The sequence below is a fragment of the Legionella impletisoli genome (genome assembly GCF_900639875.1).
Taxonomy (GTDB): domain Bacteria; phylum Pseudomonadota; class Gammaproteobacteria; order Legionellales; family Legionellaceae; genus Legionella_A; species Legionella_A impletisoli.
This window is the reverse complement of the sequence record NZ_CAAAIA010000004.1, coordinates 78,241-94,540: the sequence shown is the minus strand read 5'-3', so window position 1 is coordinate 94,540 and position 16,300 is coordinate 78,241. Positions and strand designations below refer to the sequence as shown.

Here is a 16,300-nt window from a genome sequence, read left to right as displayed (position 1 = left end):
GAAGGCGTTTAAATGGCTAGCCCTTTAATTTTTGATCAAAGAACATTAAAGCGAATTCCACCATTATTTGTGTTCATCCTGATCTTAATGCTCGGCTTGCCGGTGGTCTTACTCAATTACTTTGAAACGGATTTTAGTGCGTTCACACGTGATCTTAGCGTTACAACAGGACTAGGTACGCTTGAAATTGAAGCGCAAATTAGAGGTTATTTTAGACAAACCCTTTTAGAATGGTCGGCATTTTCTCTAGCAGCCATCACGGTCTTACTTGCCTTTACCCAATATCGTTTAACTAATGATAAAGTGGCACTGGTCATCGGATTAGTCGTGTTGTTTTCTGGATCGGTACAAGCATTACATACCCTCATCATTGATGGGTTGCAGCCTAACTTTTTAGATCAAAAAAATCTAGATGCGTTTATCTGGACCTTTTCAAATACAACGAGTGGGCTAATTTTTATTGCTGGACTCTTATTGATTTTAGAATTTAAAGAGAAAACGGTTCGAGTTTCAACGCTATTTTTGTTAAATTTTTTGTTGTTGCTTATCGCTTTTTCTTTAATTTATTACGCAGCCTCCCGCGCTGAACTTCCAACCATGTGGTTTGAGTTTTCTATTTTATCGAGACCTTATGAGCTCATCTATTTAGGATTGTTTTTAGGGTTAATTATATTCATTTATCCAAAAGTGTATGAAGAACACCCCAACATTTTAACGAACTGCATATTCTACATGGCCATCACCCAAATTGTAATTGCCTTATACATTATGGTCCTTTCATCATCTCCTTATGACAGTGCTTACAATATTGCTTACTTTTTGAAGATTGTGTTTTATTTTATCCCCTTTTCTTGCTTAATTATTAATTATGTTTATTCCTATAACGCCGTTTTAGAGGCTCAAGGTCGATTAAAGTTAAGTCAAGAAAAGTTAAAATATATGGCCTCGCATGATGCGTTAACTAACCTCTATAATCGTCGTGAATTTGAATCTCTACTTGAAATTTCTATCGCGAACCACAATCGTGAAGGAACTTCCTTTGCCCTATTTGTAATTGATATTGATAATTTTAAAACCATTAATGATACGCTTGGACATGTTATTGGTGATGAGTACATCAAGAAATTCTCGGAACATTTAGAAACGTTAACGAGAAAGGGGGATGTTATATCTCGGATTGGAGGCGACGAATACACCTTAATTACCGGTAGGATTGAATCTTCTACTGGTGTTAGAAAAATAGCGGAGCGAATGGTTGAGCAGCTCAATGCCCCTTTGGTGGTTGGTGATAAGTTACTCACCTGCACGGTAAGTATTGGCATCGCAATTTATCCTTCGGACGGAGAAACAACCGAAGAATTACTCAAACATGCAGACATTGCGATGTATAGTTCGAAGAAGTCCGGAAAAAACACCTATCGATTTTACGAGGAAAAATTAAGTTATTTACAAAATCGCCAAGCAGAAATTGAATCTTATCTTCGTACGGCTTTAAAAAATAATGAATTCAATTTGTATTTTCAGCCAATGTATAATTTAATCACAAAAGAAATTATTGGCACTGAAGTATTATTACGTTGGCATAACGAAGTCCTAGGAGAAATACCACCTAATGAATTTATTCCAGTGGCAGAGCAAACCGGTTGGTTGATCCCAATTGGCGAATGGGTTTTGAACAAAGCCTCTAAACAAGCCCAGGAATGGCTAAGCCGGTACAAAAAACCTTTGGTATTTTCTGTGAATGTTTCGCCCATTCAATTCGAAAATCATAATTTTTTCGATAAGCTTCGAGAGATACTTAAAGAAAATGCTCTTCCGCCTGAATATTTTGAAATTGAAATCACCGAACGCTTATTAATGAATCCGAATCCAGAGGTGATGAGTTGTTTAGATAAAATCAGTGGCATTGGCGTTAATATTGCCATTGATGATTTTGGAATGGGATACACTTCTTTAACAAAACTTAAATCTTTACCGATTAAAACCATGAAAATCGATAAATTTTTTATCTCTGAAATTCATGATGCTGAACATAAAGTGATTGTCATTGATACCATTATCAAACTGTCACAAGAGCTTGGAATGAGCGTTATGGCCGAAGGAATTGAGACTCAAGAGCAAATTGACTATTTAATCGCTCACAACTGCCTCCTTGGCCAAGGATTTTTCTTAAACAAGCCATTATCTTCAGAACACTTTGAGCAATTAGTATATCAAAAAGATACGTTGTAATAGCGTAGTCTCTTTTTTTACCTCCTTCACTAAAACCAGTGATTTTCCTTAATTATCAGTGATCACAAATTGACTATGTGGCCATAATTATGTTAAAATTGATTAATTTGTAATCTTTGGTGATGCCATTCAATAGATTGGGCAGATTAACCATTGGGGCGAGTATGAAAAAGTCAAATAGTTTAAATCACATTTACGCTCTTTTAGCTGCTGAGCCTACTACGAAACCCAATCATTATCTATTTTTACTAGGAACCGATACTAAATTTACACCAAGACCTTCACCGGCCGGAGTCAAGGAATACGTACGAGGAGAAACACTCTCCTACATGGCTCAAGTCGCAGTAACTGCTTTGGAAGAAGTCGCTGAACAAGGTGAAAAAGATTCTGTTTTATCCTATTCTTCAGACTCGGTCGATGTGCTTAATGGGCCAACCACGTTTGGTGCGGAAGTGGGGCAACGAGTCGCCCAAGCAGTTTTTTTAGCCTTAAGAGCTGTAGCAAGCGGAAAAACAACCTTAGATATTTCGGCTCATAGTCGTGGTGCCGTCGAAGCGATATTGGTAATCCATGAGCTAAAGCGCATTGAAAACGCATTAAAAGAACACCCTGAAAAATCGTTGTATAATATTTTATTAGAAACGCCCTGTAAGCTTACTAAAACGGCTTTTCGTACCTTCTTTCAAGACACTCGTGATGCTTCAGGAGCAAATGTTGAACTACGACAAAAGCTACAAACGCGTTTATCGCAAGTAAAAATCAATGCTTTTTTAATTGATCCCGTACCTGGTGATACTCGTTATGGTGTGCCGGGTTTCGGTTGGCATGACCCCAGATTTTACTTAGAGCTTCCTTGTGACAAAATTCAGCTCATTTTAAGTCGTGATGAACGAACCAATTGCTTTTTTCCGATTATACCAACAGGCATCCACCCGATTGTCCTTCCAGGTCATCATGGGACTGCCTCTGGCAATCTTTACAGTCAACAATACCAAGAAGTACCCACAACGATAGCAAGTCGCGATACGTATCACGTGCAAGAGCTTGTCATATGTAAGTTGTTGCAATTTTTTCATCATACTTCTGCAACGGAAGGGTTTAGCTTGCCTCATTTGCCTTTAGATCTTCATCACAGCGAATTAGATCGTGTAGTTTGCGAGTTTCTATGCCTTTCTGAGGATGAGCGAGCATTTTACATACTCAATCTTTATCAAAAAATCCAGGAAAACAATGGCGCTTATGCCTGGTTTCAGACCTCTTCTTATCCATGGCTTGGATTAGCCTCTATGAATGGTCAGCGCTACGTGCATCTTAGAAGTTCTGATTATAGCAGTATGGCTGCCATTACACCTGCCATGAACGGAGATATTGTAAATACTGAACATGCTACCTTGGTGGTTAAAGACGTCATCCATATTCCAAATATTCAAGAAGCAGAACCACATACCATTGTGTTGGCGATTAATGACGCGTTAACGAAGGTCATAGCAGAGATGATTAATCCTACCGAATCCCCATCTCCTCTCAAAAGTTTGCTTACTGATCCAAAAAACTCGGAGTTATTTTTCGAAGCGTTATCCAATTTGGTTGACTCTGTAGGTCAAAAATATCTTAGCAACCACTTAACGCCTGAAAGCAGAATGCAGTTACTTGAGGTCTTAAAGGCGCCCTTCAAGACACTTGAAACGGGTATTGAAGAGCTTGGTATCAATGAAGAGAACCTAGCCATTTTAAAGCGCTGCCAAGGGATCCTACAAACAGGTGTTAAGAATACAATTGAAGCACATTACAGGAACATTCTTGCACAAGCCGAAAAGATCGATGCTCAAATTACTTTATATATTAAATACCCTGATTCTTCCCTTGTTTTAGCTGAGTTTCAACAAGCCATTGAATGTGATCCGGCATTTACTGAGTTTAGCAATGCCCTCGTTTCATCGGATGAGAAATCGCTTGAAACCTTTCAAACTTTATTAAAGGAAGAAATTGCGCGCATTGATGCATCTGACCGTACTAGCGAAGAGAAAGAAGATCTCACGAAACGACTGGTAGATTCTTCGAGCTTGTTAAACCAATATCAAGACGCCAAAGGTCTTTCTATTGAGCAATATCTTCAGACGATAGAAGAATTACATGATAAAGCGTTCGCTTTAAAAATGAATCTCAGCGATCTTAATAAATTAACGGGCGCTCAAGCATTAGCACTTAACCCCCACCACCTGGATTTGTACAGCACTCGATTACTCATGCTCGCTGGAAAATTTTTAAAAGAAATTAACTATGATCTACGCAGGACTCCTGAAGGTGTAAGTGAGGCTTTCTATCGCCGCATTAAAGCGCTTGCGATTGCATTAGGCGCCCCTTCCCCTGAAGTCATGGATCTAACCACTCGAATTCAAGAACTTGAAGAAGAAAAAACCGCCTTAGAAACTCAGCATGCTTCATTAACCAGCTTAAATGAGCATGAACTATCTGAAAAACGCGTTATTGAAACTGAGCGAACTGACTTGCAACGCCAACTTGCTCACGAGAAAACACGCACAAAAACTCTTTGTGGCCGTTATGAAATACAATGTGGGAATTTAATTCACAATAAATTATTACCCCTGAGTGAACAGTACCTTCTTCATCTATGGCATAAAGCAAAAGCAATTAATTCTTCGTTAAGCGAAACCCCAGATTTTAATCAGCCTTTATTGGAGATTAGTCAAGATTTCTCCCAAGAAACTCAAGAGAACTATACTAAAATCAAAAATAAATTTGATGCGGTTTATCGTATGAAATGCGATTTAGAAATAGATGAGGTCAATCCAAGCGACCGACTTCAGGGCTTTATGGCCGCATTATCAACCCATGAAACATCCTTAAAAACTCATCGCGACGCATCCTGGAAGCAATATGCCAAGGCATGTCTTGCTGCGATAGCAATAATATTTACAGGAATTATTCCAGGCCTAATTGGGTTCGCTACATACTCATTGGCGACGGGAAGAAGTCCCTTATTTTTTACGCAAAGCAAAGGCCAACGCTTTGTAGACGATTGCCGTCAGCAACTAATACCCGCTTGCAATTGAGATGTTATATTTTCTCTGTACTATCTGAGTCGAGCAGCCTGGATCTAAGCCTAGCTTCTAAGCTTCGGCTCGATATAGCTCTTTCATACGTTTTAAATGCCCTCTAATAAACTCTAATACCAGCAGAGTGTCTTTTGCTTCCTCTTCTTTTCTAGAAGTTATATTGAATTGATACCAGAGTAACCAACTGTGAAAACACTGCCCCCAAAGAATATCATCCTCTTTGGGCAAAAAACCTGTTTGTGTTTTGTAACCTTTAAGGACGGCTAAAAAATTATTTTGATTGAAACGACGCATAGGAATGCCTGCGGCATTTGTCGCTAACCCTATCAATTCAACAAGCGGATGAATTAATCCGACGCTTTCCCAATCAATCAGGTAAGGTGTAATTTCACGATTCCATAAGATGTTACCCGTGTGTAAGTCTCGATGACTGACTACCCATTCATCAGAACGATGAAAACGATTCGTACTACAATACTCAACACTCAATTTCCAGGCCGTAGGGATTTGAAAATCATCATAATTAAGAGAGGGAAAAGGTTTTGCTTCTTGTTTTGGTAAATTACATCCATGCAATAGTGCTAACGTTTGGCCAAGCTGTTCTGATTGGCTTAGAGACCAGACAGTATGGATACTTCCTTCAACAAAGGGAATGAGAATCAACCATTTTTCCATATCAGGAATCAGATGCTGCGTCTTTTTCCATGTTAAAGCGGGTGTAGTATTTTTTAAAGCATTGCCTACCATTGAAGCTATTGATTCGTTGAACGAAATTTCATGCTCAGTTCGTTTTCCTAGCCACGTCAACGGTTGTAGATGCTTTAAAATATATTTTTTCTCTCCTGCATAGACTAAATATAAAAGATTACTGGTCTTTTTACTTAAAGGCGTAATAGTATCGATGTATAGATTTAAATGGTGTTTGCATAAAAGACGAAGCTCGCTTTCCTCTTCTTGGGTTAGACGTTCAATCATGCATTTGTTGTTCAATATATCGGCGACAAGTTAAAGGCTTATTAATATAATTAACCATTTGTCTTGTCCCACCTGTTCCTGTGATGACTAGAGAGCCATAATGCAAAAGGCTTCCAAAAATGGATTGGCTAATATCAATGCTTTCGATTTTACTCATAGGAATGTCAATGGTTTTACGCACTAAAATTCCCGTTTTTAAAATGACTTGTTTGTTTTTAATAGTCAGTAGAGAAAACTCATAATTAGCCCACATGACTAAAAACCAAACAACGGCAATAAGTCCTACATATAACGCTGGTTGTCGAATGAATTCATAGGCATAAGCAACGTATCCAGCCCCTCCTAATAATATCAACGGCCATAAAAATAAAACCCAGTGAAGTCTTGCTTGATACACGATTTGATTTTCCGCCATTTAACACCCTTAATTATGCATTCGCAACCTATCAAAATAAGGGTTAAAATAACCCTGTTTAGTGTTTGCGCATGCGCAAACCTGACTATTACATTCCAAGGTTTATCCGCGGGATCCAACGACGTTGCTAGATCTTCTGGATTTTACGAACAAGTCGCAAAACGTAGAAGTAAAAATCGTATTTTCATTGGTCATGGGTATATTACACTGATACACATGAAAATTAGTTATTATTTTATACTTATCCTTAATACAGGGCAAACGCATGAGTGATCAAAAAGTAACTATTTCATCGTGTAAATATAATATCTGTTATATACTTCAACGTCCTGCGGCTTGACCGCAGGATCCATGCTAGGAGCCTCAAAACAAAGGATACTGCACACGAAGTATCGTGCGGCGGCATTAAGAGGAATTTGTACTCACTCATGAGCTTGCCCTGATCCTTAATAAAAGGCGAACTTTATTTAGACGTTTTTTCTACTCAAGTGGTGTTTTATGATTCGTTCTATTAATCGCTGCCTTAATTCTAAGCTACAGGAAATTTGTAATCATGCCTTGAAGCTCGAGTCGATAAATCAGATGGTCAAAACATACCTACCCGCTTCAATGAAGGACCACTGCTATGTTGGGAACTTTAAGAACGGATGTCTTAAATTAATATTAACGGAGCCAATCTGGGGCTCAGAGCTTCGTTATAGCCTTCCTGAGCTTCGCGATACTTTAAGGCGAGAGGCTGGACTATTTCAGCTGACTTCCATTAAATTAGAAATTGCCATTTTAGACAGTACCGTTGAAAAAAAACAAAAAAGAAACCTTTCTATTTCAGAAAACGCTCGACAAGATATTATTAAACGAGCTCATCGGGTAAAACATCTCGAGTTGAAAGAAGCATTGTATAAATTAGGTGGTTTTAAGGAGACAAAAAATGATAACTTATGAGGCGTTTGAAGCCGTTGATCTACGCTCAGGAACAATCATTAAAGCCGAAGCATTCCCAAAAGCTAAGAAGCCCGCATATAAAATATGGGCAGACTTTGGCAAAGAAATAGGCATTCTACAAACTTCTGCTCAAGTAACTAAACATTATACCCCAGAATCACTCGTTGGTCGCTCAATCGTCGGATGTGTGAATCTAGGTGAAAAAAATATTGCTGGATTTATTTCTCAGTTTTTACTCGTCGGCTTTTCTGATGCTAATGGTGATATTTGCTTAATTACGGCGGAACCTAAAGTACCGAATGGGAAAAAATTACATTGAATTCTCAAGGGCCTGTTTAGAATTTATTCCTACGGCCTAATCAATCTTCCTTCAGATAGTTTGAATATTAAGAGCGACCGTGTCTACACTTCCATTGGAATTAATCCTGTAGGGATTGCAGGTTGATAATTTTCCGCGTCGAAATAGGTATACTCCCAAGCATCCTGTCTAGCCATGAGCTCACATAGAAGTTTATTGTTTAACTCGTGGCCTGATTTATACCCCTCAAATGCCCCAATCAAACCCGAACCTAAAAGATATAAATCACCAATGGCATCCAGCACTTTATGCTTTACAAACTCATCATCAAACCGCAAACCATCTTCATTTAATACGCGGTAATCATCCACGACGATCGCATTATCTAAACTGCCTCCTCGTGCCAAATCATTTTCTCTTAATTTCTCATAATCAGATAGAAAGCCAAAGGTACGGGCACGACAAACCTCTTTAACATAAGACGTGGTAGAAAAATTAAATTCGGCAGTTTGAGGTCTATTATTAAAAACTGGATGATCAAAATCGATTTTAAACGAAACCTTATAGCCATTATAAGGAAGGAATTGGACGTATTTTCCTTGTTCTTCAATGCGAATAGGTTTTAAAATTCGGATAAAGCGCTTTGCGGCACTTTGCTCACGAATGCCAGCAGACTGTATGAGAAACACAAAAGGCGCGGCACTCCCATCCATAATAGGTATCTCAGGAGCATTGATATCTACATATGCATTATCTATACCAAGCCCCGCGAAAGCGGATAATAGATGTTCGACGGTTGCAACCTTGACACCATTTTGTTGCAACGAAGTACATAACATCGTATCGCAAACATTTTCATAAGATGCAGAAATTTCAACAGCCGGAGAAAGATCGGTGCGACGAAAAACAATGCCGGTATTAATGGGTGCTGGTCGTAAGGTTAAGAGCACTTTATCACCAGAATGCAAGCCGACACCTGTCGCTTGTATCACTTTCTTCGGAGTACGTTGTTTTATCATTCAGTGCTCACCTTATAAGCTGACCTAAATTTGCTGGCGCAAAACCCCGAAATACTATCAACAATTTATTGATTAGTCTAATTTTTTTAACAGTATAGCGCATGTAGCTTTATGATTCAAAATAAAAACGGCCCAAGCAGGGCACACACATCTAATTTTGGAACCTTACATGCTTTTTTACTTACTTGCCCTGCTTTATGCAGGGCGTCCAGTCAATCTTGAGTGAAGTTTGGAGCTGGATTTCGCCCTTAAAGTGAGGAACATAAACATTTTGATTTTATACATGCTATTAGATGCGTTTACCCTGAGATCCATGTCCTTTTTTATAAGATTAGACCTCTTCTTGCCGACGTAAAAAAGCAGGAATATCAAGATAATCCACATCAGGAATGGTATCGGCATTTGTTTTAGCAGATGGTGCAGGTGCTGTCGCAGCTGCTTGTTTACGCATCACAGCGGGGCGATCCAGTTGTTCGTAATCCAAAGAACCATCACCTCGGCGAGTTTCTAACAAGCGCGCTTTACCGGCAGCGGATTGCTGTTGATTTTGACGACGTGCATCTCCTAGTCCCGTGACGATGACGGTAACCCGCATCTCTTCGGTCATTTCAGGATCAATCACCGTACCTACCACCACCGTTGCGTCATCGGAAATAAAGCCTTTAACCACATCGCCAACTTCCTCAAACTCACCAATGGACATATCGAGTCCCGCAGTAATATTTACTAATATGCCTCGAGCACCGGAGAAATTAACATCTTCCAGAAGAGGAGAGGCAATCGCTGCTTCAGCCGCTTGACGGGCTCTTTGCTCGCCCTTTGCGTTACCCGTGCCCATCATCGCCATACCCATTTCAGACATAACCGTGCGCACATCAGCAAAATCTACGTTAATTAATCCTGGGCGAGTAATTAAATCAGCAATTCCCTTAACTGCTCCGAGTAAAACATTATTAGCCGCTTTAAACGCATTCAATAAGCTAATATTTTTACCAAGCACACTCAGCAATTTATTGTTTGGAATGGTGATTAAGGAATCAACATGCTCTGCAAGCCGACGAATCCCCTCTTCAGCAGCCATGGCTCGTTGCTTGCCTTCAAAAGAGAAGGGCTTGGTGACTACAGCGACCGTTAAAATACCTAGTTCTTTCGCCACTTCAGCAAATACAGGAGCCGCTCCTGTACCGGTGCCTCCGCCCATGCCGGCGGTAATGAAAACCATATCAGCGCCTTGCAATACTTCTTTAATTCGCTCACGATCTTCTTCGGCCGCCTCTCGACCGATTTGAGGATTTGCTCCAGCACCTAATCCTTTAGTAAGCTCTCCACCTAACTGAATATGTATTTTAGCATTCGAATTTTTTAATGCTTGTGCGTCCGTGTTCGCACAGATAAATTCTACTCCGTCGATATTTTCAGCAACCATGTGTTCTACTGCATTTCCACCGCCGCCCCCAACACCTACAACTTTGATAACGGCATTGTCTTGTTGGCTATCCATTAATTCAAACATTACTTTACCCCATGTGGTTAAGTTGATCCTATGCGGCCTGAAAATAAAGGCTGAACGCTTCTTTGCAATCAGCTTTAGGTATTTTCTGACATCCCACATCTACAATATTCGATAGGATAAACTCATCCTATTCAGATTAAAATAATTCTTACCACTTATATCCCAAACAGCTAGTCTATCGTATAGCAATTTCTCATTGCGGTGCAAATTGACCAGCCATCGGTTTTTTTATTCTAAAAATTCCCCTGGAACCAGCTTTTCATTCTTGTCCATATTCCTGTAGCACTGTCTTTTAATACAGGAACATTGTATCCCCCTTCATACTGCTGTTGAACCCCATGTAAAAGCAAACCAACCCCAGTAGCCAGGGAAGGATTCGTTGCTGCTTCATTTAATCCAGCAATTTGGTGAGCACATCCATGGCGAACGGGCATTTCAAAGCAGATTTCAGCTAATTCAATAGCACCTTTCACATTGGATGCTCCTCCAGTTAAGACCATCCCAGCAGCGATAAGATCTTCAAAACCACTGCGACGCAATTCATTTCTAACCAAAGTAAACAATTCTTCATAACGAGCTGATACAACATCGGAAAGAACTTTCGCCGAAATTTTTCGCCCTGGCCTCTCATTGACACTTAAGACCTCAATCATTTGATTAGCATTCGCGAATTCTGGTAGAGCACTACCATAGCTCAGTTTAATCGCTTCGGCGGCCTTGCTAGGTGTTCGGAGTGCGACCGCGATATCGTTTGTGACTTGATCGCCAGCGATAGGAATGACTGCGGTATGTTGAATAGCCCCTTCTAAAAAGACTGCAATATCGGTTGTTCCACCGCCAATATCAATTAAGCAGACACCTAGTTCTTTCTCATCATCAGTCAATACGGCATGGCTGGAGGCTAGTTGTTCCAAAATAATATCATTCACTTCAAGACCACATCGTCTCACACACTTCGCTATATTTTGTGCAGCACTCACCGCTCCGGTTACAATGTGCACACGAGCTTCAAGACGAACCCCTGCCATACCCACCGGCTCTCGGATACTTCCTTGATTATCGATGATAAATTCTTGTGGCAAAATATGAAGAATTTTTTGATCCGCCGGGATGACCACCGCTTTTGCTGCATCAATCACGCGTTCAATATCGACCTGCGTCACCTCTTTATCGCGAATGGCCACAATTCCATGAGAATTCAAACTGCGAATATGACTTCCAGCTATTCCGGTGTAGACCGACCGAACTTCGCATCCCGCCATGAGTTCTGCTTCTTGAACTGCTCGCTGGATTGAATTGACCGTTGCCTCAATATCAACCACAACGCCACGTTTCAATCCTCGAGATGGATGTCGGCCGATGCCAATAATCTCGATAGAACCATCTGGTGTAATCTCACCCACTAAGGCGACCACTTTAGAGGTACCGATATCGAGACCAGTGATGATATTTTTTTCAGATTTTTTAGCCATTATCTTCCCGTTTGTTGGTTCCATTGCACCGCCATACCGCGCGCATAACGTAAATCAACACTAGACAGTTGCTCTTGTTTATCTGCAAAAACCGCAGGATAGGCACGGCAAAAACGCTCTAATCGCTGTTCCAAATCCCGCTTGCCCAAACGCAATTTAATGCCATTCGTTAACGTTAGATCCCAAGCCTGGTTTTCACGCAATCGCAGTGAAGAAGCACTCAAACCATTGGTTGCTAATAGCTTACTCAATTTTTGATAATTTTGTAAGACGTCTAATTGCTGATTCTCGGGACCATTTAGCCTTGGTAATGACGAACTGTACAAAGCAATGTCATTTCCAAGAAACTCGCCCTTAGCTGTTATCAATTGATTGTTCCAAATAGCTACCGGTTTTTTCTCAATTAAGGTGATTTTAAGCGTATCTGGCCAGATGCGATCAATTTCAACTTGATCTGTCCAATCTAGTGCACGCAATTGCTGGAAAAGGGCTCCCGTACTTAAGGTAAAATAACTCGCCCCGCTATAATTCGATAAAATAGTTTCAAGTTGTGCTCGGCTTATATGCTGATAAGTAGCTGAAATTTTAATGGTATTAATGGGAAAACGTGATGAGTCAGCAAGAAACAAATACAGCAGGCGCAAAGAAAGTAACAGGGCGCATATAATCAAAAGTATTAGATGCCCTGTATAGCGAAGTCGCCCTTTACTCGATTCCATCCCGTTGTTCCACGATATGTTTAAGAGGTGTCAAGTCTCAGGGATCAGCTTTCAGAAATTTTAGATTTGTCTAGCTTCACGCACTTAAGTTCTAACTTCGCACACTCCCTCTTCACGGGCGAGGCCCTGACCCCTGACCCCTGACCCCTGACCCCTGATTCCTGATTCCTGATTCCTGATTCCTGATTCCTGATTCCTAACCCTGAAACCTAAAGTGTAACAACCTGAGCGGATTATTGGTAGTGGGTAACCAATTGTCTTCGGATTTGATGTTCTATTTGCGCAAGCTCAATTAACTCGTTTAGCAAATCTTTATAACTTAAACCAGAAGCTTCCCATAATTTGGGATACATGCTGATGGTGGTAAATCCTGGAATGCTATTGATTTCGTTAAAGTAAATCTCATCGTTTTCTTCATCATAGAAGAAATCAACACGAGCCATGCCTTTGCATTTCAGTATCATGAAAATTTCACGCGCCGCTGTTTGTAAACGGTTGATCACAGATTCGCTGAGCAAAGCCGGTACGCTTAGCTCCGTCATATTACTTTCTAGATATTTCGCAGTATAGGAATAAAATCCATCGCGATGCTTGACACAAATTTCGCCTGGAAGTGAAACGTTAGGAGGAGAAGAAGGATTATGGTGCTCTAACACAGCCAGTTCAATTTCCCGACCCTTAATGAATTCTTCTACCACCACTTCTGTATCAAATCGCCCTGCATCTTTTACTGCTGCTAAAAGCTCCTCCATGTTATGCACTTTGTGAATTCCGACACTAGATCCCATTGAACAAGGCTTTACAAATAACGGCCAGCCAAAACGTGATGACACTTCATAGCAGAACGCTTCAGCTTCTTTATTAGACAAACGTGAGGAGAACGTTTGAAAGCGGGCAGATTTAATACCTTCAGCACGAGTTAACCGCCGGGAGATGTCTTTATCCATGCCTAGTGCTGACGCCAAAACATCACAGCCAACATAAGCCACATCTGCCAGCTCCAGCACGCCTTGCAAGCAGCCATCCTCATATAAAGGACCATGCACTATAGGAAAAACAACATCTGCTTTTAGAGCAAGCGCACCATTCACGATTAAACTCTCTAGAGGGCGTGAATGACTGGTTTGCACAGGAAGTGATTCTTTATAATTCAATAGGTCTTCATATTCATTAATAAAAAGATGTCCATTTTTATCCATACCAACGGGAATAATTTGGTAACGCTCAGCATCTAAATGATTTAGAATGGAGGCGGCTGAAATTAAGGATATTTCATGTTCGCCAGACTTACCGCCATAGAGTAAAACCACGGTCATAGGCTTAGGCATTTATTATTCTCCGATGATATGTACTTCACGTATCAGCTCATAAGCTGTTTTTTCTTTCACAATGTTTTGCACGGTTTTAATTAACTGCTCGATGTCTTGCGCCGTAGCTTTACCGTCTGTATTAATAATAAAGTTGGCATGTTTTTCCGAAACTCGCGCTCCACCTATGGTATATCCTTTGAGGCCAGTGGCTTCAATCAGTTTAGCGGCATAATGATTTGGCGGATTACGGAAAACAGAGCCGCAATTATATTCATTAGTTGGCTGTGTTTCCGCCCGACGAGCCAATAAATCTTTAATTAATTGCAATGAAGTGTCTTTATCCCCTGCCTGGAGACGACACGTCGCTGAAACAAACCATTCTTCTTCGGCTAATCCCAAAACCTGACGATAAGAAACCTCAAATTCATTGACCAACCGCTTTTTAATTTCACCAAAGCGATTGATGGTTTCAACTTCGATCACATGATTCCAGGTTTCGCCATTAAAACATCCTGCATTCATTCTCAATGCACCACCCATAGTGCCAGGAATGCCTGCCCAAAATTCTCCGCCAGAAAGCTGATTGCGAGCACAAAATCGAGCCATTTTAGCGCAGGAAACACCTGCTTCAACCCGAATTGTTTGGTCATCGAGCAATGTTAACTCATTCAAGCAGTTTTGGGTTAGGATAACTGTGCCGGAAAACCCCTTATCTCGGATTAAACTATTACTTCCTAAACCTAACCAAAGGATAGGTTCTGAAGGTGGCAATGATTTTAAAAACTCAGATAAATCAGCAAGACCCGCTGGTTTGTAGAGAGATTTTGCAGGCCCTCCTACTCGCCAAGTCGTGTAGTCCGCCAAGGGTTCATTCAAACACAACTCGCCTTTATAAGTCCTAGTCGCCTCAAGGGCAGCAGATACTGGGGTATTCACGCGGATTCTCTTAATGTTTGCATTAGATTAACAGCCAGCTGACCAATGCTGCCGGCTCCCTGCATTAATACAACATCGCCTTCATGGACTAAAGAATTTAAATTTTGCTCTAAATTATGTTCAGTCACTAAAGTCACTTTGGGAAATTGGCTACGTATTTCCTTAGCCAATGCTTCACTACTCACACCAGGAATGGCTTTTTCTCCTGCGGAATAAATATCCAGCAATAAAAGCTCATCTGCCAAGCTCAATGACTGTACAAATTGAGGGAAGAGCGATTGGGTGCGTGAAAACCGATGCGGTTGAAATACATGAACCAATCTTCGATCTGGCCAAACGGAGCGAAATGCTTCAATGGTCGAAGTAATCTCTTTAGGGTGATGACCATAATCATCAATAATCATAGCTTTGCCGTGCTCAAAGCGACGTTCGCCAAGCATCTGAAACCTTCTGCCAACACCTTGGAAGTTTAACAAGCCCCTGATAATGGAGTGATCATCAACCCCAAGTTCTGTCGCAATAGCAATAGCCGCTAGCGCATTCAATAAATTATGTCGCCCAGGCCACTTAAACTGAATACTTAAGGGCTTATAAGGCTTTGGTCGATGAACTTCAAACTCACTTAAAAGTCCTTGCTGTCGAAAATTTACGCCTCGATAATGAGCACCTTCACGCAAACCATAGGTGATGGTGGGACGTTGTATCGTAGGCATAATTCGACGTACTTCTTCATCTTCAATACATAAAACCGCCAAGCCATAAAAGGGTAAGTGGTGTAAAAATTCTACAAAGGTGTTACGTAACGTATTAAAATCATTGCCATAGGTTCCCATATGATCAGCATCAATATTGGTAACAACCGCCATCATAGGTTTTAGAAAAAGAAACGACGCATCACTTTCATCGGCTTCGGCAACAAAATAGGGTGATTTGCCGAGCTGTGCATTGCTGCCACAACTGTTTAATTTTCCACCGATAACAAAGCTCGGATCTAATCCCCCTTCGGCTAAAAGACTGCTGACTAAACTGGTGGTCGTAGTTTTGCCATGCGTACCAGCAATAGCAATTCCATGACGAAAGCGCATTAATTCCGCAAGCATCATAGCGCGGGGAATAACTGGGATCATTTGCTCACGGGCAGCAATCACCTCGGGATTTGAATCTTCAATCGCAGTTGAACGAACGACTACGTCAGCACCGTGAATATTTTCCAAGCGATGTCCAACATGAACGGTTATTCCGAGCGATTTCAACCGCTGCACGGAGCGGCTGTCTGAAAGATCCGATCCTGAAATACAATACCCTTCATTATGCAGCACTTCGGCAATCCCACACATCCCAGCGCCACCGATACCCACAAAATGAATATGTTCTACTCGTCCCATCCTGGGC

At 40.9% G+C, this 16,300-nt stretch carries 13 protein-coding genes; 4 read left to right on the top strand and 9 right to left on the bottom strand.

Annotated features, from left to right (window positions below; genetic code table 11):
• Nucleotides 1–12: 12 nt before the first annotated feature.
• Together E1O41_RS05700 and E1O41_RS05695 are read left to right on the top strand one after the other, a co-directional pair.
• Entirely contained in the window at nucleotides 13–2,232 is a 2,220-nt protein-coding gene (locus E1O41_RS05700) for a bifunctional diguanylate cyclase/phosphodiesterase (protein ID WP_131776360.1), read from the top strand.
• A 164-nt stretch (nucleotides 2,233–2,396) separates the two neighbouring features.
• Nucleotides 2,397–5,306, top strand: a complete 2,910-nt coding sequence (locus E1O41_RS05695; protein WP_131776359.1) for a hypothetical protein — start codon at nucleotides 2,397–2,399, stop codon at nucleotides 5,304–5,306.
• A 57-nt stretch (nucleotides 5,307–5,363) separates the two neighbouring features.
• On the opposite strand, the gene E1O41_RS05690 is transcribed toward E1O41_RS05695, so the two are convergent.
• Both E1O41_RS05690 and E1O41_RS05685 read right to left on the bottom strand, forming a co-directional pair.
• On the bottom strand, nucleotides 5,364–6,284 hold the full coding sequence (locus E1O41_RS05690) for a phosphotransferase (RefSeq protein ID WP_131776358.1): 921 nt from the start codon (nucleotides 6,282–6,284) through the stop codon (nucleotides 5,364–5,366).
• Nucleotides 6,277–6,699 carry a PH domain-containing protein gene (locus tag E1O41_RS05685; protein ID WP_131776357.1) on the bottom strand — a complete coding sequence of 141 codons (423 nt, stop codon included), beginning with the start codon at nucleotides 6,697–6,699 and terminating at the stop codon, nucleotides 6,277–6,279. Before E1O41_RS05685 ends, E1O41_RS05690 begins: the two co-directional genes overlap by 8 nt.
• Before the next feature lie 498 nt (nucleotides 6,700–7,197).
• On the opposite strand from E1O41_RS05685, the gene E1O41_RS05680 reads away from it, so the two are divergent.
• Nucleotides 7,198–7,641, top strand: a complete 444-nt coding sequence (locus E1O41_RS05680; RefSeq protein WP_131776356.1) for a DciA family protein — start codon at nucleotides 7,198–7,200, stop codon at nucleotides 7,639–7,641.
• A complete protein-coding gene (locus tag E1O41_RS05675) occupies nucleotides 7,628–7,960 on the top strand; it encodes a tRNA-binding protein (RefSeq protein ID WP_131776355.1) in 333 nt (110 codons plus the stop codon). The genes E1O41_RS05680 and E1O41_RS05675 overlap by 14 nt, the downstream gene beginning before the upstream one ends.
• Nucleotides 7,961–8,043: 83 nt before the next feature.
• Here the strand turns inward: E1O41_RS05675 and lpxC are convergent, their stop codons facing one another.
• The 7 genes from lpxC to murC all read right to left on the bottom strand — a co-directional run bounded on the left by lpxC (nucleotide 8,044) and on the right by murC (nucleotide 16,293).
• Nucleotides 8,044–8,958 carry a UDP-3-O-acyl-N-acetylglucosamine deacetylase gene (gene lpxC, locus E1O41_RS05670; protein ID WP_131776354.1) on the bottom strand — a complete coding sequence of 305 codons (915 nt, stop codon included), beginning with the start codon at nucleotides 8,956–8,958 and terminating at the stop codon, nucleotides 8,044–8,046.
• A 331-nt stretch (nucleotides 8,959–9,289) separates the two neighbouring features.
• Nucleotides 9,290–10,471: a cell division protein FtsZ gene (gene ftsZ / locus E1O41_RS05665; protein ID WP_131776353.1), complete on the bottom strand. Its 1,182-nt coding sequence runs from the start codon at nucleotides 10,469–10,471 to the stop codon at nucleotides 9,290–9,292.
• Between the two features lie 233 nt (nucleotides 10,472–10,704).
• Entirely contained in the window at nucleotides 10,705–11,943 is a 1,239-nt protein-coding gene (gene ftsA / locus E1O41_RS05660; RefSeq protein ID WP_165481122.1) for a cell division protein FtsA, read from the bottom strand.
• Nucleotides 11,943–12,662: a cell division protein FtsQ/DivIB gene (locus E1O41_RS05655; RefSeq protein ID WP_131776351.1), complete on the bottom strand. Its 720-nt coding sequence runs from the start codon at nucleotides 12,660–12,662 to the stop codon at nucleotides 11,943–11,945. Before E1O41_RS05655 ends, ftsA begins: the two co-directional genes overlap by 1 nt.
• 233 nt (nucleotides 12,663–12,895) lie before the next feature.
• Complete coding sequence (locus tag E1O41_RS05650; protein WP_131776350.1) at nucleotides 12,896–13,990, bottom strand: D-alanine--D-alanine ligase family protein; 1,095 nt, start codon at nucleotides 13,988–13,990, stop codon at nucleotides 12,896–12,898.
• A 3-nt stretch (nucleotides 13,991–13,993) separates the two neighbouring features.
• Nucleotides 13,994–14,908 carry a UDP-N-acetylmuramate dehydrogenase gene (murB, locus tag E1O41_RS05645; protein WP_131776349.1) on the bottom strand — a complete coding sequence of 305 codons (915 nt, stop codon included), beginning with the start codon at nucleotides 14,906–14,908 and terminating at the stop codon, nucleotides 13,994–13,996.
• A complete protein-coding gene (gene murC / locus E1O41_RS05640) occupies nucleotides 14,905–16,293 on the bottom strand; it encodes a UDP-N-acetylmuramate--L-alanine ligase (RefSeq protein WP_373288416.1) in 1,389 nt (462 codons plus the stop codon). Before murC ends, murB begins: the two co-directional genes overlap by 4 nt.
• Nucleotides 16,294–16,300 lie beyond the last annotated feature (7 nt).